The sequence below is a fragment of the Pectinatus haikarae genome, from assembly GCF_050916305.1.
In the GTDB taxonomy this organism is placed as follows: domain Bacteria; phylum Bacillota; class Negativicutes; order Selenomonadales; family Selenomonadaceae; genus Pectinatus; species Pectinatus haikarae.
Map to the genome: position 1 here is coordinate 1,059,909 of NZ_CP116940.1, position 20,375 is coordinate 1,080,283.

20 protein-coding genes are annotated in these 20,375 nt (G+C 40.3%); 7 read left to right on the forward strand and 13 right to left on the reverse strand.

Translation table 11 applies throughout. The features are described 5' to 3' along the window. Positions 1-7: 7 nt before the first annotated feature. The 11 genes from NXG61_RS05085 to NXG61_RS05135 form a co-directional block, all read right to left on the reverse strand. The gene (locus tag NXG61_RS05085) at positions 8-1,012 is read right to left on the reverse strand and encodes a biotin-dependent carboxyltransferase family protein (RefSeq protein WP_307224983.1); all 1,005 of its coding nucleotides are present in this window, start codon (positions 1,010-1,012) and stop codon (positions 8-10) included. Next, positions 1,009-1,734 (reverse strand): 5-oxoprolinase subunit PxpB, encoded by a 726-nt coding sequence (gene pxpB / locus NXG61_RS05090; RefSeq protein WP_231038627.1) that lies wholly within the window; start codon positions 1,732-1,734, stop codon positions 1,009-1,011. The genes NXG61_RS05085 and pxpB overlap by 4 nt, the downstream gene beginning before the upstream one ends. Positions 1,735-1,798: 64 nt before the next feature. Beyond that, positions 1,799-2,560, reverse strand: coding sequence for a LamB/YcsF family protein (locus tag NXG61_RS05095; RefSeq protein WP_307224986.1), 762 nt, complete (start codon positions 2,558-2,560; stop codon positions 1,799-1,801). Between the two features lie 359 nt (positions 2,561-2,919). Further along, complete coding sequence (locus NXG61_RS05100; protein ID WP_196605180.1) at positions 2,920-4,137, reverse strand: NRAMP family divalent metal transporter; 1,218 nt, start codon at positions 4,135-4,137, stop codon at positions 2,920-2,922. A gap of 254 nt (positions 4,138-4,391) precedes the next feature. Next, entirely contained in the window at positions 4,392-5,171 is a 780-nt protein-coding gene (locus NXG61_RS05105; protein ID WP_307224987.1) for an ABC transporter ATP-binding protein, read from the reverse strand. Continuing rightward, positions 5,168-5,965 (reverse strand): ABC transporter permease, encoded by a 798-nt coding sequence (locus tag NXG61_RS05110; protein WP_307224989.1) that lies wholly within the window; start codon positions 5,963-5,965, stop codon positions 5,168-5,170. Before NXG61_RS05110 ends, NXG61_RS05105 begins: the two co-directional genes overlap by 4 nt. Positions 5,966-6,043: 78 nt before the next feature. Then, entirely contained in the window at positions 6,044-7,024 is a 981-nt protein-coding gene (locus NXG61_RS05115; RefSeq protein ID WP_196605177.1) for an ABC transporter substrate-binding protein, read from the reverse strand. Positions 7,025-7,064: 40 nt separating this feature from the next. Continuing rightward, a complete protein-coding gene (locus NXG61_RS05120; protein ID WP_307224991.1) occupies positions 7,065-8,228 on the reverse strand; it encodes a UxaA family hydrolase in 1,164 nt (387 codons plus the stop codon). Positions 8,229-8,250: 22 nt separating this feature from the next. Then, the gene (locus tag NXG61_RS05125) at positions 8,251-8,544 is read right to left on the reverse strand and encodes a UxaA family hydrolase (RefSeq protein ID WP_196605243.1); all 294 of its coding nucleotides are present in this window, start codon (positions 8,542-8,544) and stop codon (positions 8,251-8,253) included. An 83-nt stretch (positions 8,545-8,627) separates the two neighbouring features. Next, positions 8,628-9,899, reverse strand: a complete 1,272-nt coding sequence (locus NXG61_RS05130; protein ID WP_196605175.1) for a radical SAM protein — start codon at positions 9,897-9,899, stop codon at positions 8,628-8,630. A 12-nt stretch (positions 9,900-9,911) separates the two neighbouring features. After that, positions 9,912-10,367: a hypothetical protein gene (locus NXG61_RS05135; protein ID WP_196605174.1), complete on the reverse strand. Its 456-nt coding sequence runs from the start codon at positions 10,365-10,367 to the stop codon at positions 9,912-9,914. A 411-nt stretch (positions 10,368-10,778) separates the two neighbouring features. Here NXG61_RS05135 and ahpC point away from each other — a divergent pair, with 411 nt between their 5' ends. The 6 genes from ahpC (at position 10,779) to hydF (ending at position 18,142) form a co-directional block, all read left to right on the forward strand. Further along, on the forward strand, positions 10,779-11,342 hold the full coding sequence (gene ahpC, locus NXG61_RS05140) for an alkyl hydroperoxide reductase subunit C (protein ID WP_307224994.1): 564 nt from the start codon (positions 10,779-10,781) through the stop codon (positions 11,340-11,342). A gap of 521 nt (positions 11,343-11,863) precedes the next feature. Beyond that, positions 11,864-12,361 carry a complex I 24 kDa subunit family protein gene (locus NXG61_RS05145; protein WP_307224996.1) on the forward strand — a complete coding sequence of 166 codons (498 nt, stop codon included), beginning with the start codon at positions 11,864-11,866 and terminating at the stop codon, positions 12,359-12,361. Between the two features lie 19 nt (positions 12,362-12,380). Beyond that, positions 12,381-13,637: a complex I 51 kDa subunit family protein gene (locus NXG61_RS05150; protein ID WP_196605171.1), complete on the forward strand. Its 1,257-nt coding sequence runs from the start codon at positions 12,381-12,383 to the stop codon at positions 13,635-13,637. Beyond that, entirely contained in the window at positions 13,637-15,379 is a 1,743-nt protein-coding gene (locus NXG61_RS05155; protein WP_196605170.1) for an NADH-dependent [FeFe] hydrogenase, group A6, read from the forward strand. Before NXG61_RS05150 ends, NXG61_RS05155 begins: the two co-directional genes overlap by 1 nt. Positions 15,380-15,469: 90 nt before the next feature. After that, entirely contained in the window at positions 15,470-16,888 is a 1,419-nt protein-coding gene (gene hydG, locus NXG61_RS05160; RefSeq protein WP_307224999.1) for a [FeFe] hydrogenase H-cluster radical SAM maturase HydG, read from the forward strand. Positions 16,889-16,930: 42 nt separating this feature from the next. Next, positions 16,931-18,142, forward strand: a complete 1,212-nt coding sequence (gene hydF / locus NXG61_RS05165; protein ID WP_307225001.1) for a [FeFe] hydrogenase H-cluster maturation GTPase HydF — start codon at positions 16,931-16,933, stop codon at positions 18,140-18,142. A gap of 123 nt (positions 18,143-18,265) precedes the next feature. On the opposite strand, the gene NXG61_RS05170 is transcribed toward hydF, so the two are convergent. Further along, positions 18,266-19,039 carry an NAD(P)H-dependent oxidoreductase gene (locus tag NXG61_RS05170; RefSeq protein ID WP_307225003.1) on the reverse strand — a complete coding sequence of 258 codons (774 nt, stop codon included), beginning with the start codon at positions 19,037-19,039 and terminating at the stop codon, positions 18,266-18,268. 232 nt (positions 19,040-19,271) lie between these two features. Here NXG61_RS05170 and NXG61_RS05175 point away from each other — a divergent pair, with 232 nt between their 5' ends. Next, positions 19,272-19,628 (forward strand): winged helix-turn-helix transcriptional regulator, encoded by a 357-nt coding sequence (locus NXG61_RS05175; RefSeq protein ID WP_196605166.1) that lies wholly within the window; start codon positions 19,272-19,274, stop codon positions 19,626-19,628. A 191-nt stretch (positions 19,629-19,819) separates the two neighbouring features. Here the strand turns inward: NXG61_RS05175 and hxlB are convergent, their stop codons facing one another. After that, on the reverse strand, positions 19,820-20,362 hold the full coding sequence (gene hxlB, locus NXG61_RS05180) for a 6-phospho-3-hexuloisomerase (protein ID WP_307225006.1): 543 nt from the start codon (positions 20,360-20,362) through the stop codon (positions 19,820-19,822). Positions 20,363-20,375: the final 13 nt, after the last annotated feature.

The following is a 20,375-nucleotide window of genomic DNA, read 5'->3' on the forward strand; positions in this document are numbered from 1 at the left end:
CCTCCTGCTAATTTTGCAGCTTGGCATTTACTGCTATTTTAATATTTTCCATATATTTTTCCATTTCGATGAACAGCCTTTCACTCTCTTCGTTGCTGATGAGCTTGAAATGGATATGATCATTGGGCTTCATTTGGGCAATGCGTGCGGCATCAACTGCTATTGCCTGAGCTATGACGGGATAGCCTGCAACGGATTGGTGATCAGCCATCAGTATTATTGGCATGCCCTGAGGAGGAACTTGGATAGTACCGAGGCCGATAGCCTCAGAAATGATTTCCAATGGTTTTTCCGTTTTCAGTGAATCACCTTTTAAACGATAGCCCATCCTGTCTGCATTATTAGTGATAATATAATCAGATGAGAAAAAATTGTATTTTGATTGCTGGTCAAAATATTTATAGTGGAGACCTGCCGTAACGCGTATAGGTTTGTGCAGACTTTCCGCAGAAACATGTGTTTTGCCGATGTACCAGCGGGCTTCGGCGAACGACTGGGCGCCGCGGGATAGTAAATGAAAAAGCATTTGCTGTCCGAAAGGGTTAGGCGAGCCTGTATTGAGGCTGTCTCCCTTTTGCAGGGCACGTCCTTTGAAACCGCCGATGCCGGCCCGCATATAAGTGCTTTTGCTGCCCATAACAGCGGTGATATCAAATCCGCCGGCAACGGCAATATAGGCACGGCAGCCTGTATGACAGCTGCTGAATTTCATAATGGCACCTGCTTTTACAGCAACAGGACGCATATAAGGCACGGGCATGCCGTCTATTATCGGTTGAAAATCACCGCCGGTAACAGCAATAAGAGTATCAGCAGTAAATTCTATAGTGGGTCCGAGCAGAGTGATTTCCAATGTGCCTTCATTTTCATCATTGCCGACGAGTATATTGGCAATGCGCATGGAATAAACATCCATGGCGCCGGATACGAGCACACCTATTTTCTGATAACCGTAGCGGCCGGTATCCTGAATACTAGTGAGCAGACCGGGACGGATTATTTGTAAACTCATGATTTATCCCCCTTTAGCTGCTGATATTTTTCCGGTGAAATGGAAATGAACTTCACCATATCTCCAGAATGAAGCAGGCTGGGAGTGAGTGAGTCGGGGCGGAATAAGTCAATTGGTGTGCGGCCGATAAGCTGCCAGCCGCCGGGAGTGCTGATCGGGTAGCCGCCTGTCTGTTTACCGGCTATACCGATGCTGCCTGCGGGAATGGATAAACGCGGTTCCGCTCTGCGCGGTGTGGCGATTCTTTCGTCCATACCGCCAAGATAAGGGAATCCGGGGCAGAAGCCTATCATATAAACTAAATAAGTATTCTGTGAGTGGATCTCGATCACTTCATCGACAGCCAGTTTATTGTGGTCCGCTACGAAGGATATATCAGGACCGTAATCGCCGCCATAGCATACGGGAATTTCTACTGTGTGCGGTTGTGGCTGCGGCAGACGGGAGGCTGCAGTGATATACGATTCGATTATTTCTGAAACGATTTTATATGCAGTTTTATCTTTTGCAGCGTTCTCATTTTTTATAATAAAAGGATTATAAAAAACAGCCACGCTGGTATAAGAAATAACATATTCATAAAATCCGCTAAAAGAATGTTTTTCTATATAATCAGCCAGATTTTTTACTTTTTTATGGATCTGCGGACTTATCTGGTCACCAAAAGTTACTATAAGTCCTGTTTCACCGAGAGGTCTTATAATGTAAGATGTTTTATCCAAAATTTTCCTCCGAGGATAACAATTTTTGAATTCCGCTGGAATGAAAACAGAACAACAAATAAAATCAATCTTTAAATGATTTTATTGATATGCCGGCTTCATTTAAAGCGTTATTTACCTTTTCAGCAAAAAGAAGAGCTTTGGCATTATCACCATGAATGCAGATCGTATCAGTCTGTACAGATATTTCACTGCCGTCTGCCGTTGTTACAGTTCCTGCTGTAACCATTTGCAGTACCTGTGAAATAGCTGTTTTATCATCAGAAAAAACAGCACCTGGCAGATTGCGAGGCATCAAGCTGCCGTCAGGCATGTACGCTCTGTCGGCAAATACTTCACTTGCTGTTTTGAGACCTGCATGACTGCCGGCTTTTATAAGTTCGCTGCCGGCAAGACCGTATAAAATGAGACTGCTGTCTATATCATAAACGGCATTGGCAATACCTTCAGCCAGCGCTGCATCCTTAGCCGCCATATTATAGAGCGCGCCATGCGGCTTGACATGCTGTATTTGTGTACCTGCTGCTTTGACAAAAGCATATAGGGCACCCACTTGATAGAGCGTTATTTCATAGGCATCCTGCGGTGTTATGTTTATATTGCGGCGGCCGAAGCCGTTCAGATCCGTAAGACCGGGATGTGCGCCTATCGCAGTGTGATTTTCAAGAGCCAGAGCAACTGTTTTGTGCATAACATGAGGATCACCGGCGTGAAAACCGCAGGCTATATTTGCTGAGGAGACATATTGCAAAACAGCACTGTCGTTGCCGATTTTATATGCACCAAAACTTTCGCCAAGATCGCTGTTTAAATCTATTTTTTTCATAAAAGACAATCCTTTCTCAAATTATGATCAGCTGAAGAAATGATAGGTATTTATCCGATGACTAACCCGTTCTAATACTCCCTGGATAATTTCGTACTATTCAGGAGACGTCAAAACGCTGTCTGAATTAAGTCCTCATTTATAAAACATAACAGTTTAAATTTGATTTTTATTGACCAAGAGTAATGAAGAGTAATTATAAGTATATATTATAATTATACAATTTGGAAAAGAAAACTGCCATATCCGATATGGCAGTTTTTCCTCAGAGTGGCCCTACGCAGCAGAACCGCGTCTTGGAAAATAAATGATATGAACTTTCTCACAGCGTAAAACTATTATGGTGTGAAATTATCCAGTCAGCCAAGAAATTGGTTCATGAACGTATGCACACTCATATATCCCATCATGATGACAACTAAAATACCCGTTACGGTCATCCAAACAGGATGGCGGTATTCACCGACGATTTTTCTGCTGTAAGCTCCGACCAATATGGAAGCTAAAGCCAGCGGAAGGATAAAACCATTGATCGTTCCGACGATGATGAGAACTTTTACCGGCTGACCGATGATAACGAAAACAAGTGTAGAGAATATGATGAAGCCAATAATGATTTTACTGTAATAGGCATCGATTTTACTGCTGAAGGATTTTAAGAAGGACACCGATGTGTAAGCACAGCCTATGACCGAAGTAGTGCCGGCAGACCATATAACAATACCGAAAAGTTTGTAGCCAATGTCACCTGCCGCTGCCTGAAAGACCGATGCCGCCGGATTTGCCGGATCAATGGCATAACCGTGAGTGATTACGCCCAATGCACCAAGAAATAAAACTATACGCATGACGCCGGTTATCAATATACCGCTGATAGCACTTCTTGTAGCCTGCGGTATAAATTTTAATCCTTTTATACCTGAATCAAGGAGCCGATGGCCGCCGGCAAAGGTTATATAACCGCCGACACTGCCGCCTATCAATGTTATGAGAGCCATGATGTCAATTGTGTCAGGCACAAACGTTTTGACCACAGCATCACCGACAGGTGGAAGAGCTGCCACGGCCACAAATACTGCCAAAAGAATGCGGACAATGCCGAATGTGCTGACAAATTTGTCCATGATTTCACCGATCTGTTTAAAACAAAAAATAGATAATGCAATGATGCCGCAGACTATAGCTGCCGCCTTTACCGGAACGCCGAAAAGAACATTAAGACCGAGAGCCGCACCGGCAACATTGCCGATGTTAAAACACAGACCGCCGATAATAATAAGGACTGAAATAAAATAACCGAGACCGGGAAGAACGGCGTTGCCGATTTCCTGCCCGCGTTTGCCGGAGGCTACGATGATTCGCCAAACATTTATCTGTACGATGATGTCGATGACCACCGAAGCCAGGATAACAAAACCAAAACTGGCGCCAGATTTTTGAGTGAATACTGTAGTTTGCATCAGGAAACCGGGACCGATCGCCGTTATAGCCATCAGAAAAATTGCACCGATGTAAGAACGGAGCTGGGTCTTTACTTTAAACCGGTCAGCTTCCTTTTGTATTTGATTTTCTGCCATAAAAATCTAACCTTTCCAATTGTTTTAAGTGAGAATAATATAAAAACAGCACTTAAAGCAAAATTATTTACTTCAAGCGCCGTTGCTATAAATAATAATATCATTAAAATGACACATTGTAAATTGAAAAAAGTTATCATTTAATAAAATATTTTATTTGAATTATTTTATATATTAAGAAAAGATGCAAATTACAATAATAAATTTAATAAGATTTCAATTTAAATTATTGTCCCGTTCTGATTTAAAATATTTTATATGTTGAAAGAAAAAGGTATTTCAATTTCATCAAAAAATTCTTTATAGATTTTTTTGCGCAGCAGCAGAAAGTCATAACCATTTCTGTCACGCGGTCTGGGCAGTTCCACTGGTATGATCTTTTTGATAGTCGCCGGCCTGTTGGACATGACTATTACACGATCACTGAGGAATATGGCCTCGTCAATGTCATGAGTAACTAACAATATAGTACTTTTTTCAGTCTGCCATATACGAGTTATTTCCTGCTGCATATGAATACGTGTTATTGCATCCAGTGCACCGAAGGGTTCATCAAGCAGCAATACCTTAGGATGGCTTATAAGGGCACGGGCAATACTCACACGCTGCTGCATACCGCCGGATAATTGCGAAGGATAAGCATCAGCAAAACTTTCCAGGCCTACAAGTTTAATATGCTTTTGGACATCGTTCTTATCATCTTCCGACAATTGCTTATTTTCCAGTCCGAAAGTAATGTTTTTATATACTGATAACCAGGGGAATAAGCGTGCCTCCTGAAAAACAATGCCGATGTCGTGGGTGGAGTATTGCAATTCATGCCCACCCAATAAAATACTGCCGGCAGTCTGACTGCTGAGGCCGATAATCAACTTCAGCAATGTACTTTTTCCGCAGCCGCTTGGGCCGATAATACTTACAAATTCACCCGGAGAGACGTCCAGATTTACATCATTGAGAACATCAATTTTTTTATCCTTGATAAAAAAAGATTTACTTATGTTAAGCAATGACAATTTTTCTAAGTTTTTCATATTTTTCTTGTCACTTCTTCCTGGTAAATATTAGTATTCCACCGCAAAAGATGACGTTCGGCCACCTTTACCAACTCTTCGATAACTATACCCGTCAGCCCGATGGAAAACACTCCTACCAGAACGATATCAATCTGAAATAATTCACGGGCGTACATGATCATATAGCCAATACCTGCTGAAGCGGCAATGAGTTCAGCTGCTATCACACTTCGCCAAGCTACATCAATACCGATCCGTATACCCGTAAAAATTTCCGGCAGCGTTGAAGGCAGTATCACGTCAAGCATTGTTGTCTTGTAGTCTTTTCGTAAAACTTTAGCCACTTCCAGATATTTCTTATCTACATTTCTTATTGCCTGAACTACGCTGACTAAAACTGACCAAAAGCTGCCTATGGATATTGCCGCTATTTTGGAAGATTCATCAATACCCAGCCACAATATTAATACAGGAATCCATGCGATGACTGGGATAGGTCTTAAAATACCAAAAATAAAGCGGACTGATTTTTGTAGATTCTTATTTAATGCAACCTGAATACCGACAATTATACCTAAACTGACACCAATGAAAAATCCTTCTGCAACGCGTATTATACTGATAAGCAGGTTTCTTACCAGTTCGCCGTTAGACAGCAGAATGAAGAATTCTCTTATGATCCATGAAGGTGATGGTAAAAATTTGGTTTCTATCAGGTTGAACCGACTGCAAGACTCCCATATAAGCAATAAAATTAAAGGAACTATTATCGATAAATAATTTTCAGTGAACCATAAATATATTTTTTTCATGATATTATCCTAAATATAATTTATTAACGCAGCCAATAAATTATATTTCATAATTGGCTGCGTTCAATTTGGATTAACTTAATTGAGGAAGGATTGATCTACAAAATCATTTATATCAAAATCTTTTTTTATCTTTCCGTCGGCCTTCATCAAATCTTTTATTTTAGTGAAAGTATTGAGATCGTCCTGCGTGAAATATATATCCCAATTAATTGTCTGCAACGATTTTTTCAATGGAGCCTCCGGTATTTTGCTATCATCGGCTATCAATTTCAGGGATTCGTCGGGATGTTCCTTCAAATAGGTGACAGTATCATTGTGTGCCTTTAGAAATCCCTTGACCAGATCGGGATGTTCTTTAGTAAATTCAGTCCTCATTAAATATACGCCGGCTGTTTTTATAATGCCTTTGGAGCTGATCAAAGTTTTACCTGCCTGATCAAGTTCGATATCGGCAACAAAAGGCTGCCATGTAACAACTGCATCGACATTACCGGCCTGCAAGGCGGTTTTTTGATCAGAGGTGGTCATATTTACTATATTAAAATCATTTTGTGTCAAATTATTTTGTTCGATGAGAAACAGGAAAAAAACATAAGCACCTGAACCAAGCTGAACACCGATTTTCTTACCTTTAAGATCGTTCAAGGAGGAAATATTTGCATCGGGACGAACTAACAGGCTGTAATAATAATCATCCGAGTAGGATCTGCCTACTGCCTTTACATCAATGCCATTGCCTTTAGCCGAGATCGCAGGAAGCGGGCCCATGTTGGCCACATCGATCTGCCCACTGGCGAGTGCCTCATTCATCGGCGGCCCTGCTAAAAATAGTCTGTATTCTATTTTCACATTATCTTTCGCAAATTCATTTTCTAAAATCTTCTTTTGCTTTTGCAGGACAGTCAGTGAGCTGCTGGCCTGATAACCTACCCTTATCACTTTGGTACTGCCGTCCTGAGCCGGCTGGCTGGTCTGTGCCTGTTGAAAGGATAAAGCCGCCTTGATACCGGCTATGACTACTATCGCTATTAATATACCAATAATGACCTTTTTCATATGTATGCTCCTGCTCTGAATAATTTATTTGCGAATTATATCATGCACTGGGATATAATCTGGTTAACACAAATTCCTGCTGACCGAGGACCTCGGCTGCCGTATACTGTCCGCGAGCCGCAGCAGTGAGAGCATCAAGAACTTTATCAGCAGCTTGATCCAAATTGATTTCATGAGTAAGTACACTGCTGATATCTACATCGATATGCTCTGACATTTCGACTGCTGTTTTAGGATTCGCGGTAATTTTAATTACTGGGACTATCGGATTACCGACAATATTGCCTTGTCCCGTAATAAATAAGTGTAATGCTGCTCCCGCGGCGCCCATAAGTGTTATATATTCTGCCGCAGCTGATGAGCTGTCCATAAAATGAAGACCTTTAGTGTGCGGTTTTTCTGCCAGATCGAGCACACTTTGGATAAGAATTTTTTCCTTGCGGCCGGCTTTTTGAATATTGCCTAAAGCTTTTTCTTCTATAGTAGTGAGTCCGCCGGCAATATTGCCTTCGGTAGGCTGTGAACCCAATAGATCTTCTCCGCTGGCTTCGATAATTTTCAGGTAGTTGCGATGAATTTGCAGGTATTTATCACTTAATTCTTTTGAAGCAAAATGCTGCGCCAATATATGTTCGGCACCAGTGGTTTCTGATGTTTCGCCTATTATAACTGTGCCGCCTTCATTAACTAAATGCTCTGCAACACGGCCTGCTGTCGGATTTCCAGCCAGACCACTGGTAGTATCGGATTCACCGCATTTGAAACTTATTATCAAATCAGCCAAATTTGCTTCTGTTTTTTCCTGTGCGGTGGCAAATTGAACGAATTCTTTTGCTTTACGGGAAGCTCGTTCGATTGTTTTAAGCAAGCCGTAACCTTCGATGCCAAAATATGCCACCGGTTTTCCGGTTTGGGCAATCCCGTCGGCAATTTTTTTTGCCCAGTTCGGCTCAATCCCAATGACGATAGCAGCTGCAACATTAGGATTGGCACCATTTCCGATCAGAGTACGAAAATGCAGATCAAGGTCTTCGCCAAACTGCAGACGTCCATACGGATGGGATAAAGCTATGGTGCCGTTTATTATTTTTGCAACAGATTCGGCGGCGTTATTTGACAGATCGTCAACAGGAATAATTGCTACATAATTGCGTATTCCCAAACTGCCATTTTCTCTTTTATATGCCAAAATTTTTTTACTCATATCTATTATCTCCAGATTTTAATTATTTTTTTACCCAATGGATACTTTTCAAATTATGTGTATGAACCCAGCTGCCTTGGTTGATATCCTTAAAGGCACGACCAATTTTTTCTCCGTATTCGATTATAAATTCACCGGATTTTATAGAATTCAGAGCTATCTTATGACCAAGAGGAATAGAATCAGCAGCGGTTATATTAAGAACACCCTCATCTGCCAAAAAAACACCCTTGACGAATTCGCCCTTTTTTATATCGGTTATTGCGACACCAACACTGTCTTTTTTTTCATGAACTAAAAATTTGTGGTAGGCCATATTATAATCTCCTGTCATTTTTGATAATTCGCCTGATAAGCGAGTTTTATTTATATTTTTTCCGGATATTGTAAAAAAGCTGTTTATAAAATCCTGGCGAGATCAGAATCAGGATGATTGCCGCAGCGTCTGTAATCGTCATGATCAAGACGCAACTTATATTTTTTCCTGAGAGCATGCAGTCCCGAGGCCAATCGAATGTAATATTCCAGTGAAGCGTTTTTTTGATTGCCTATTATTGAGCCCGGACGGGGTGACCAGACGGTAAAAACAGTGTTGACTCCATCTGCAGCGAGGTCCTCAGCTTCTTCCAGAACATTTTTTAAAGCTTCATCTTCGCTTTTAAATCCATAAGGCTGCGCAAGTTCTATTCCAGCAACGATGCAGGTATTTACATAACCGCGGCCAAATATAGGAACAGCTTCCTTAAGTCTTTTTTTCCATTCTTTGTAGCCCACCCAATGAGCTTTTCCGGGACAAAGCCAATTGAACAAGCGCTCGTTAAGTACTTCAATATCAGGAGTGTAGCTTAATATACCTGTCTGCTCATAAAGTCTGCCAAGCTGATCCTGATTAAAAGCCGTAGCAATTAACTGACTGGGGAATTTTTTTGTTTTGAAATTTTTTCCGACGGCTTTTAAAATTTCAATATAATAATCAGTTTCACGGTCAAAAGCATTGACACCGTTGAAATCAGAGCCGGATGTCAAACAAATTGCGGTAAAACGGCCTTTTTGTTTTAAAGCTTCACTGATTGTTTCTTCAACATCTTCTGGCTTTAAGCGTGTAGGCATGCTTAGTTCTTTTTTTTGTTTTTGCAGGTTATTAACAATGTCGCAGAACAGACAATTTTGTTTATCGCTCCAGAAAAAACAATAGCGGTTGGGCATTATGTAAATGCGCTGAGGTCTGGCGCTGGCTATTAAATTCATTGGTATGCCGCTTTTTGTGGTTTTGTCATAAAAATCGGGTTTTGTCCAATATTCTATTTCTTCAAGCTCGTTCTGTCCGTCTACAAGAGTCAATTTGTCATTTCTCAGATCAATTATATAAGGGTTCTGCTCCAGCGGAGTCGGTGTAGTAAGAACAGAGGTGCCGTCACGCAGCATAAATGCTTCAGGCCGATGGGTCAGAATACCATCACGTGTTCCGAAAATATGTGTACCGGCTAACTGATGAACAGTAGGATCGGCTTTTTTCAAAGCTTCATGAGTATAATAAATGCCGCGCCTTTGGATATCTGTTTTTAACATTATAAGATATGGAAACTGTGCATATTTTTGAGTGAGGCTTTTTAGTTCACTGGATAAAGGATATTCAGTGCTGATTTTGTTTTTTAATGAAATTGATACCAATATATTCTCTCCTTATAAAGCCAGTCTGTCTAAATGTTTAAAATAAGGTCTTTGGGCACGTTCTTCTTTTTGTCGTACCGATAAAGTCTCATTGACAACTGCATCCGGTTCAAAGATCCATATAGCAGCCAGATCAGTGTCATTATGTTTTTGCAGAGTTTCAGTATAAAATTTTTGAAATACGGGGCCGCTGACGATGCATTTTACCGGAGTGACATTTATTTGATATGAGGTTTTATTTTCGCTTAAAATAAGAACAGTAACAGAGTTTTTAAACCACATACTGAAAGTCAAATTTCTATTTGTAGTAGATGACTCCAGATATTCCAGATACAGCAGCTGATCATCGCAGATCTGCAGAGAATCCTTTATTACAGTGTGGATTTGATTATTCTCATTTATGGTTGATAAAATTTTTATAGTGCTTTCCTTTTTTAACAGTTCGTAAACTTTTGGATTTAATAACATTTTTTACTCCTTTGCTTTAATAATTTTTGATGTGAAATAATATCGTCAAATAAAAAAAATAAAGACCAGGCGCATGCCCAGTCTTCATTTTTATGATCAACTGTGTAGAATAATTGATTGTATATGAGATAATCACGATCAGCGATAAATTATGTATTAAAATAATAATAGCATTTTTGAAATAAAAAGTATGTCGCAGAAACGACAGTGTACAGATAAATTTTTCATATTATAGATGATATCTAATAATATTTTGCAAAAAAAGTATTGGGATAGTGAATATACTTCATCGCATAAACATATTTTAATTGAATTATTGCAAATTTGATATGAGTTTGATATAATAACCATCAGTAGATGATATTAATTATCATTAGGTACAAACATTATTTATTTGTAAGGAGGAATATTATGTCGTTGATTAATAAGGAAGTCGGTGAATTTTCTACTGAGGCTTATATTGATGAGATGTTCACTACTGTAAGCAAAAAAGATATTCTGGGCAAGTGGTCGGTATTTTTCTTTTATCCTGCTGACTTTACTTTTGTGTGTCCTACAGAACTTGAAGATCTGGCAAACACATATGATAAATTCAAGGAAATCGGTTGTGAAATATATTCTGTTTCATGCGATACCCATTTTGTTCATAAGGCATGGCATGATGCTTCGGATACAATAAAGAAGATAAGATTTCCTATGCTGGGTGATCCCACAGGCACCCTTGCCAGAGATTTTGATGTACTTATTGAAGATTCGGGAGTTGCCGACCGAGGCTCATTTATAATCAATCCGGAAGGAAAGATTGTTGGCTATGAAGTAATTGAAGGCAGCGTCGGGCGTAATGCGGAAGAACTTCTGCGCAGAGTGCAGGCAGCACAATTTGTAGCTAAACACGGCAGCGAAGTATGTCCTGCCAATTGGCATCCTGGCGCAAAGACATTAAAACCGGGCATTGATTTGGTCGGAGAAATATAGAACCTGTAATAATAATCAAGCTGTAATTGTGTCCGCCTCAAAGCGAAAGAAATGAGCGGACCATATATAAGATTTCTTGTCGGCTGATTTTGCAAAAAGCACCCTTTAGAACAAGTTATTTGGGGTGATATCCATAAGTTAGATTTTAGGTTTAACTTTATGGAATCACTTCAATTGTTCTGAGGGGTGTTTTTTTGCTGCTGTTTGCTGGTAAAAACATAACTTAGTGAAATTTTTATTTTGCAGAAGAACTTTTATTTTCTATAAGCATAGAGTATACTAAATTTATCTGATGATTAATACTAATAATATTAAATTTTTCGAAAACTATAATGATATAAAAGACTTTTTAAATAAAAAATGACAAAAAATTTTTATTTATTTTAGTTTAAACAGGCTGAGTTCTATTCTTTTTTTTCATAAGTGATAATGTCAACTGACTGGTATATCAATATTTTCCGAATATCTAAAGCTTTGCAAGTGTATACAGCTAAAAAATAATTTGAAAGCAGGTTGTATTTATGATTGAGGACAGCAGTAAATTTGAACTTACAGATGAGTTAAAAAGCAAAATTGAAAAAATTTTGGACAATCATTATCATGATTTTACTCAGATTGTCGGTATCCTTCTTGATGTGCAGGATGAAATACCGCAGCATTATATTCCTAAGGCGGCAGCATTTTATATTGCTGAGAAATTACCGTTGAAATTATCGGTAATATATGACTGCATAACTTTTTATGACGCACTCAATGAGGAACCGCGCGGCCGTTATCCCATCGAAATTTGTGACAGTGTTGCATGTAAGGTAAACGATAACGATTTTTTATTAGGGTCACTAAAAGAACTTTTAGGTATAGATTTTGGTACAGTAACCTACGATGGAAGATTCACGATAGAGAAAGTTTCTTGTTTTGGTGCCTGTGATCGTGCACCTGCGGTGAGAATCAATAAAACGGTATACGGACCGTTGAAAACAAAAGAACAAGTACGCAAATTGCTTGAGCAGTTTGTTTGAATTATCTGGAGGATTGTTTATGCAGAAGATTAATTATATAACAGAAAACTTTGGTAAGTACGATGTCTTTTCCATAGATTCATATATGAATATTGGCGGGTTTCAGTCTTTGCAGAAAGCGATTGATATGGAAGGGGAGGACATTGCCGCAGTTTTATCAGACGCGGGGATAAAAGGACGCGGCGGTGCGGAATACCCAATGGGCAGAAAATGGAGCCAGGCTCGAGCGGTAAAGAGACCGCATCATTGTGTCATTTGCAACGCGGATGAAGGCGAAACATGTACTTTCAAAGATCGTGAACTTATTACAAATGATCCATTTAATCTGATCGAAGCGATGGTGATCGCAGGCTGGGCCGTTAATGCGGAGGATGGTTATATTTATATGCGCGCTGAATATTCTCATCTGAGGCCAAGACTCATAAATGCTATAAAGCAGGCAAAAGAACGCGGTTTTTTAGGAAAAAATATTCTGGGTACAGGATGGGATTATGATGTACATTTATACAGCGGCGCCGGTGCTTATGTATGCGGAGAAGGAACGGCGCTTATTCGTTCTATAGAAGGAAAGGCGGGAAGACCGCGGATGAAGCCTCCTTTCATGAAGCAAAGCGGACTGTTTGCCCGGCCAACATGTATCAATAATGTGGAGAGTCTGTCTATTGTGCCTCATCTTTTGCATGATGCGGTGCCGTATATGCAGGCAGGAACGAAAGAGTCAATAGGGACAAAAATGGTCAGTGTGGGTGGAAATGTCAATAAACCGGGAGTATATGAAGTTCCCTTTGGTATAACAGTGCGTGATATAGTTTACGGGCTGGCGGGCGGAATACAGGAAGATCACAAAATCAGATTGATACAGTTTGGCGGTGCATCAGGAAAAATATCGGATGACCGTATACTTGACATATCATACAGTTATGAAGATTTTGCAAAAAATAATTTAATAATCGGATCAGGGTCAATATTGGTAATAGATGAACGCACCAGTGTCATAGATTTTCTGCGTTATACGCAGGATTTTTTCCTGCATGAAAGCTGCGGACAGTGCACGCCGTGCCGTGAAGGCAACAGGCATATAAGAATATTTCTGGAGAAAATAAAAAATGGGACTTATACTGATGAAGATATACAGACGATGAAAACCTTTGCCAGAGTTATGCCTATGTCATCTTTGTGCGGGTTAGGAGAAACGGCGCAGAATGCTTTAAAATCGGCATTTGATGTTTTCCCTGAGGTTTTTGCATCAAAAACACAAACGGAGGCTGTTGGCTGATGGAAGAAAAGATTACCTTAAAAATAAATGGTATGCCTGTGGAAGTTAAAAAGGGGACTAAGATATTGGAAGCAGCTAAAGTGCTGCACATTGATATTCCGCATTTGTGTTATCATCCTGATCAGAGAGTCAAGGCCCGCTGCCGTATTTGTTCTGTGGAGGTGGTAGGGAAAAAACGCCTTTTGGCAGCTTGTGCCACTGAATGCTGGGACGGTATGGAAGTTTTTACTGATACAAAAGTAGTACGCGATACACAAAGAGGGATTTTACAGCTGATAATGGCTGACCATGAAGAAAATTGTCTGACGTGTCCGCGTAATGGAAATTGCGTGCTGCAGCATTTATGCAGTCGCTTTAATGTACTTCGTCCTAATTTGACACATGTTGCCGAATCAATACCAGTGAAAACGACTAATCCGAGCCTTGTTCATGATCCGGAAAAATGTGTGAAATGCGGGCGCTGTATACGTGTCTGCAAGGATGTGCAGGGAATAGAGGCAATTGGTTTTGCGGGAAGAAGTACGGGTCTGAAGGTTACTACTCCTTATGAGGAGGAATTTAATAAGACTGACTGTGTCTTATGCGGACAATGCACAGTTGTCTGTCCTGTCGGAGCATTAGTAGAAAAAGACGATACAGACAGGGTTCTGGATGCTATCTTTGATCCTGATAAAACTGTTATAGTGCAGACGGCTCCTTCTGTGCGTGTGGCGCTCGGTGATGCATTTGGGCTGCCGGACGGCAGTATCGTGACGAAGAAAATGGTTTCAGCGCTTCGGATGATTGGCTTTGATAAAGTATTCGACACAAATTACGGTGCGGATCTGACCATAACGGAAGAAGCAGGGGAACTCATTGACAGGCTGAAAAATAATAAAACAATGCCGATGACGACATCCTGCTGTCCGGCCTGGGTCAATTTTATGGAAAAGCACTATCCCGATAAGATCGCACATCTGTCTACAACAAAATCTCCTATGGCTATTTTTTCAGCTATAGCTAAAACACAATATGCCAAACAGGAAAATATAGCTTCGAAAAATGTCTTTTCGGTGGCAATTATGCCATGCATAGCAAAAAAATATGAGGCGAAACGTCAGGAATTGACACAAAACGGGCTTTTCGATACCGATGCAGTTATAACGACACGTGGATTGATAAAGCTCATAAAATATATTGGTATAGATTTCAATAATTTGCCGGAAAGCGAGTTTGATAACCCCATGGGCGAGTCTACAGGCGCCGGAGCTATTTTCGGAGCCACCGGCGGTGTTATGGAGGCAGCTTTGCGCACGGCTTATGAATGGATGACGGATAAGCCGATGCCTACACTGGAATATACACCTGTCAGGGGATTTGAGGGTATAAAGGAAGCCCAGGTGGAAATTGGCGGGCATAATTTAAAGATCGCGGTAGTGCACACTTTGAAGAATGCCGCACTCATCATGGATAAACTGCGTGACGGTAAATGCGACTATGATTTTATTGAAGTAATGGCCTGCCCCGGGGGGTGTGTAGGCGGCGGCGGACAGCCGGTGACTACTACTTTTGCGGCTACAAAAGAACGCATAAAAGCACTTTATACGATAGATAGAAGCAGCAAATTGCGTAAATCACATGAAAATCCTTATCTGAAAAAATTATATGCTGAATTTTTGGAGGCACCGGGCAGTGAAACCGCACATAAACTGCTGCACACGCATTATCATGCAAGAGAAAAGGAATTTGATTTTAGCAAATGAAGAAGATAGCGCGCAGGGGCAGGTAATATGCAGGTTTTATCTGGAAACTAATAATTTATGAAGAAGCTGTTTTAGAAAGAAGACGATTTTGTGTATGATGCCAAGTCAGAACATGCAGATGATTTTATAAACCATGAGGAAGTTATGGAAACTCTCGGTTATGCGGAGAAAAATAAACATAACCGGGTGATGCTTGAAGAAATTTTAGAAAAAGCGCAAAAGAACAAAGGACTGTCGCATCGTGAAGCTTCCGTGCTCTTAGCATGCGATATACCGGAGTTGAACGAGCAGATTTTCAAATTGGCAAAAAAGATAAAAGAGGACTTCTACGGGGACAGGATAGTTTTGTTTGCACCTTTGTATCTGTCCAATTATTGCGTGAACGGTTGTGTATATTGCCCTTATCATGCAAAAAATAAACATATATGCCGACGTAAATTGACGCAGGAGGATATAAAGACAGAAGTAATAGCCTTGCAGGATATGGGACATAAACGTCTTGCCATAGAATGCGGCGAAGATCCTGTGAATAATCCCATTGAGTATATACTGGATAGTATCCATACTATATATAATATAAAGCATAAGAATGGTGCCATACGACGTGTGAATGTCAATATTGCGGCGACTACGCTGGAAGAGTACAGAATGCTCAAAAAAGCACAGATAGGAACTTATATTCTTTTTCAGGAAACGTATCATAAAGAAAATTACGGGAAACTTCATCCGACAGGCCCAAAACATAATTACGATTATCATACAGAAGCTATGGACAGAGCGATGCTGGGCGGTATAGACGATGTAGGCTGCGGCGTGCTGTTTGGACTGTCTACATATAAGTATGAATTTGCCGGACTTTTAATGCATGCGGAGCATTTGGAGGCACGTTTCGGTGTGGGACCGCATACAATAAGTGTTCCACGCATAAGGCGGGCTGAAGATATTGATCCGGAGACCTTTGATAATGGCATATCCGATGATGTTTTTGCTAAAATAGTAGCGTGTATACGAGTGGCTGTGCCTTATACAGGCATGATAGTTTCTACACGTGAAAGCAGAAAATGTCGCGAAAAAGTATTGGAACTCGGTATATCACAGATCAGCGGCGGTTCGAGGACAAGCGTCGGCGGTTATGCGGAAGAAGAAGCAGAAGAGGATAATTCCAAACAGTTCGATGTCAGCGATAACAGAAGTCTTGATGAAGTGGTTGACTGGCTGATGGAACGTGGTTTTGTACCGAGCTTCTGCACAGCCTGCTATCGTGCCGGACGTGTAGGTGACCGCTTTATGAGTTTGTGCAAAAGCGGTCAGATATCGAACTGTTGTCTGCCGAACGCACTGCTGACGCTCAAGGAGTATTTGTGTGATTATGCAGGGAATGACACAAAGGCGCTTGGGCTTAAAGTAATAGACAAGCAAATAGCGCATATCACTCGGGAGAACGTAGTTAATAAAGTTCGCGAGGAACTCGCGCTTATTGAAGACGGAGCGAGAGATTTTCGTTTTTAAGTGAGCTTTTATATACAGATAAAAAAGTGAAGGAGAGCTTTTATGGATTTGAATGCCACACCTTCGGCGAATCGTACGCATATAGCCTTCTTTGGCGTAAGAAATGCCGGCAAATCAAGTGTTATGAATGCCGTTACAGGGCAGAATATAGCCATTGTTTCTGATATCAAAGGTACAACGACAGATCCGGTGTATAAGGCTATGGAACTTTTACCGCTGGGACCGGTGACAATTATTGATACACCGGGAATAGATGATGAGGGCACATTGGGACAGCTGCGTATTGAAAAAACCAAACAAGTGCTGCGCAAGACAGACATTGCCGTGCTTGTTGTTGATGCGGCGAAAAACATGACCTCTGCTGATCATGATATGTTGAAACTGTTCAAAGAGCAAAAAATTCCTTATGTCGTTGCGTACAATAAAATAGATAAAGGTACTGTTCCGCCAGTAAATACAGACAATGAGCATATAGTATTCATCAGTGCAAAGGAAAACAAAGGGATATTTGAACTTAAGGAACGTTTGGCCCATCTTGTAAAAAACGAAGATGAAAAAACCTTGCTTAAAGATATAGTATCCTCGGATGATACAGTCATTCTGGTGATACCCATTGATAAGGCAGCACCGAAGGGACGGCTTATTTTACCGCAGCAGCAGACCATACGGGAAATACTTGATGTAGGGGCCACTGCGGTAATAACACAGGATGATAAGCTGGCGAAAACAATTTCAGAACTCAACGTGAAACCTAAATTGGTGATCACAGACAGTCAGGCCTTTGAAAATGTGAATAAACAAACACCGAAGGATATATTGCTGACATCTTTTTCCATATTATTTTCACGTTATAAGGGGAATCTTCTTTCACAGATGAAGGCTGTAAAAACTTTTGATTTTTTGAAGGACGGCGATGAAGTATTGGTCGCTGAAGGCTGTACACATCATCGGCAATGTGATGATATAGGTACGGTAAAACTGCCCCGCTGGATAAAAGATTATACTAAAACGGAACCAAAGTTTGTATTTTCCAGCGGAACACAGTTCCCCGACAACTTAGAAAAATATAAATTGATCATCCATTGCGGCGGGTGCATGCTCAATGAAAAGGAAATGCAGTACAGATTAGCTTGCGCCAAAAAGCAGAAGGTGCCGATGACCAATTATGGAACGGCCATAGCGTATATGAACGGCATATTAAAACGTTCGGTGCAGGTGTTTGCCGACATTGATGAGCATTATACCGATTTTTAAGCAGAGATAAGAAAATAGAGGAGTGATATGTATTGCCGGAGCGGAAGAGATTATGTACCTGAAAACAAAAATGGGCGGCTGCACAAATAAAATGCAGCTGCCCATTTTTTGACGGTGTATTATTTATTCTTTTATATGAGCGGACATTCCGGTCTTACCGACAGCAATATGATCTGCGAGTACATGATGGTCCGGATAATCTCCGTCATTTTGCTGGCGGAAAGCAATAGGTGTCTCTTCAAAGAGATGCTCAAGACGTGACTGCCAGGCCGATTCAGCTGACACTACATCAGTCTGAGTGAGCCGAACCGTTCCATAGACCGCATAGGTTGGTAATACATCCATACCCGAGAAAAAAAGCATTCCGTGCGTGATCGGGAACAGGAGTTGATTCAACGGTCCATTGATACCGCGCGGTGAATAATCCTTTTCTGACCCGCCTACACATACTGATAATATAGCCCGTTTTCCTTTGAAACCGCCTTCGCCATATCGGAAACGATTTCCCGCATCTTTATAACCGTAAGCCAAACCGTAAGCGAATACCCGATCTATCCACCCCTTTAAAATTGCCGGCATACTAAACCACCAAAGAGGAAAATGAAATATAACGGCATCTGCACAAAGGAGTTTTTTTTGCTCTGCTGTAACATCGGTTGTCTGTTGATTTGTCAGAAAGGCATGCCTTGATTCGTCAATGAAGGATAAGCGTTCGGAAAGAACTCTGCCGGGAAAATCATCTTTATCAAAAACTGCCTTCCATTTCATATTATAGAGATCGGATATCATAACATTGTCTCCACGATTCTGAAATGTTTGTTTTGATACATTAACCAATTGACATGTTAACGATGTTGGTTCCGGATGTGCAAAAACGATTAGTATATTTTTTTTCATAATTTACCTCATTCCTCATTTGCATTTTGCAAACAATACTTAAATAAAAACTGACTGTTTATATATTTTTTTAATACATTTATTATCAGGCACAGGCCGATCTTTGTAAATACACACAATAAAGTCACTGAATACTTACTTGCAGGTATGTACTGAAATCAACAGAAAAATGTGCAATAATAAGTTTGTCAGCTGAATTTGGTGGACTAACCAGAAATAAAGAGGTAATTTTATGAAAAAATATCGTTTGGGTATTGAGGCAACCCTTGAAATACTCGGCGGAAAATGGAAAGCGCTAATTATATGCTTATTGATGTCCGGTACAAAAAGAACAGGGGAGCTGCAGCGTCTTATCCCCGGAATTTCCCAAAAAGTTCTTGTACAGCAGCTCCGTGAACTTGAAAGAGATGGTGTTGTGGGACGCCATGAATACAGCGAAATGCCGCCGAAAGTTGAGTATTATATGACTGAATACGGGGTTACGGCAAATAAAATCATTGATATTATGTGTTCATGGGGCAGAGATAATATTAAAATACGGCAACAGCAAGGAGAAGATATAGAACTGTTAGGAAAAGAACAAAAATAAAAATCTTTACTCTTGCTGCTTGGATAGTTTAGATCAAATAGACAGCTTGTGAATCAATTATTGCAGCTGACCGAGAAAAATCACTATTTAAGAAGCAATATAGGATATGTAATAAAAGAATGAAGGATTGTGCATTGGCGGCAAATTCCATCATATATTGTGGAAAAATGCTTAGTGCAACAGTCCTTTTTTTATTCAAGATTGGCATGGCGCGTCTTCATACTATCTGATGTTTCACCATTTTTTTCCATTAACATAAGCACTATACTGTCATAAAGCAGCAGTGAACTTTGTTCAAATAAGGTGCCCATCGGCTGTAGGCTAGTGGGGTTAGTATCTTTTGTTTGGGTTGGAATAATAACTAATATATCAGCTTTTTTCACTAAGGAAGATTCTTTATTCGCAGTAATAACAGCAATTTTTAATTTATCATTTATGGCTTTTTCGGCTTGCTGAAACAAATGGGTAGAGTTGCCGCTGGCGGACCCAATAATTAGTATATCGTTGGGTTTAGTATGAGGAGTACTGATATCACCTATCATATAGGCATTATAGCCAAGATGCATTAAACGGTTAGTAAATGCACGGAGCATTAGACCACTTCTACCGACTCCTGTAAGAAATATATTACTAGATTTATCTATAGTGGATACTAATGAGAATAGGTCTGATGCGTTAATGAAATTATTTATTTCAGAAAGTTCATTTATTATTTTTTTACCCAAATTATTCATAAAAATCTCCCTA

Excerpts from the sequence above, each read along its gene's own strand:
- NXG61_RS05085 (WP_307224983.1), bottom strand. The coding sequence starts at position 1,012 with ATGAGTTTACAAATAATCCGTCCCGGTCTGCTCACTAGTATTCAGGAT.
- NXG61_RS05095 (WP_307224986.1), bottom strand. The coding sequence starts at position 2,560 with ATGAAAAAAATAGATTTAAACAGCGATCTTGGCGAAAGTTTTGGTGCA.
- NXG61_RS05100 (WP_196605180.1), bottom strand. The coding sequence starts at position 4,137 with ATGGCAGAAAATCAAATACAAAAGGAAGCTGACCGGTTTAAAGTAAAG.
- NXG61_RS05105 (WP_307224987.1), bottom strand. The coding sequence starts at position 5,171 with ATGAAAAACTTAGAAAAATTGTCATTGCTTAACATAAGTAAATCTTTT.
- NXG61_RS05110 (WP_307224989.1), bottom strand. The coding sequence starts at position 5,965 with ATGAAAAAAATATATTTATGGTTCACTGAAAATTATTTATCGATAATA.
- NXG61_RS05115 (WP_196605177.1), bottom strand. The coding sequence starts at position 7,024 with ATGAAAAAGGTCATTATTGGTATATTAATAGCGATAGTAGTCATAGCC.
- NXG61_RS05120 (WP_307224991.1), bottom strand. The coding sequence starts at position 8,228 with ATGAGTAAAAAAATTTTGGCATATAAAAGAGAAAATGGCAGTTTGGGA.
- NXG61_RS05125 (WP_196605243.1), bottom strand. The coding sequence starts at position 8,544 with ATGGCCTACCACAAATTTTTAGTTCATGAAAAAAAAGACAGTGTTGGT.
- NXG61_RS05135 (WP_196605174.1), bottom strand. The coding sequence starts at position 10,367 with ATGTTATTAAATCCAAAAGTTTACGAACTGTTAAAAAAGGAAAGCACT.
- ahpC (WP_307224994.1), top strand. The coding sequence starts at position 10,779 with ATGTCGTTGATTAATAAGGAAGTCGGTGAATTTTCTACTGAGGCTTAT.
- NXG61_RS05145 (WP_307224996.1), top strand. The coding sequence starts at position 11,864 with ATGATTGAGGACAGCAGTAAATTTGAACTTACAGATGAGTTAAAAAGC.
- NXG61_RS05150 (WP_196605171.1), top strand. The coding sequence starts at position 12,381 with ATGCAGAAGATTAATTATATAACAGAAAACTTTGGTAAGTACGATGTC.
- NXG61_RS05155 (WP_196605170.1), top strand. The coding sequence starts at position 13,637 with ATGGAAGAAAAGATTACCTTAAAAATAAATGGTATGCCTGTGGAAGTT.
- hydF (WP_307225001.1), top strand. The coding sequence starts at position 16,931 with ATGGATTTGAATGCCACACCTTCGGCGAATCGTACGCATATAGCCTTC.
- NXG61_RS05170 (WP_307225003.1), bottom strand. The coding sequence starts at position 19,039 with ATGAAAAAAAATATACTAATCGTTTTTGCACATCCGGAACCAACATCG.
- NXG61_RS05175 (WP_196605166.1), top strand. The coding sequence starts at position 19,272 with ATGAAAAAATATCGTTTGGGTATTGAGGCAACCCTTGAAATACTCGGC.
- hxlB (WP_307225006.1), bottom strand. The coding sequence starts at position 20,362 with ATGAATAATTTGGGTAAAAAAATAATAAATGAACTTTCTGAAATAAAT.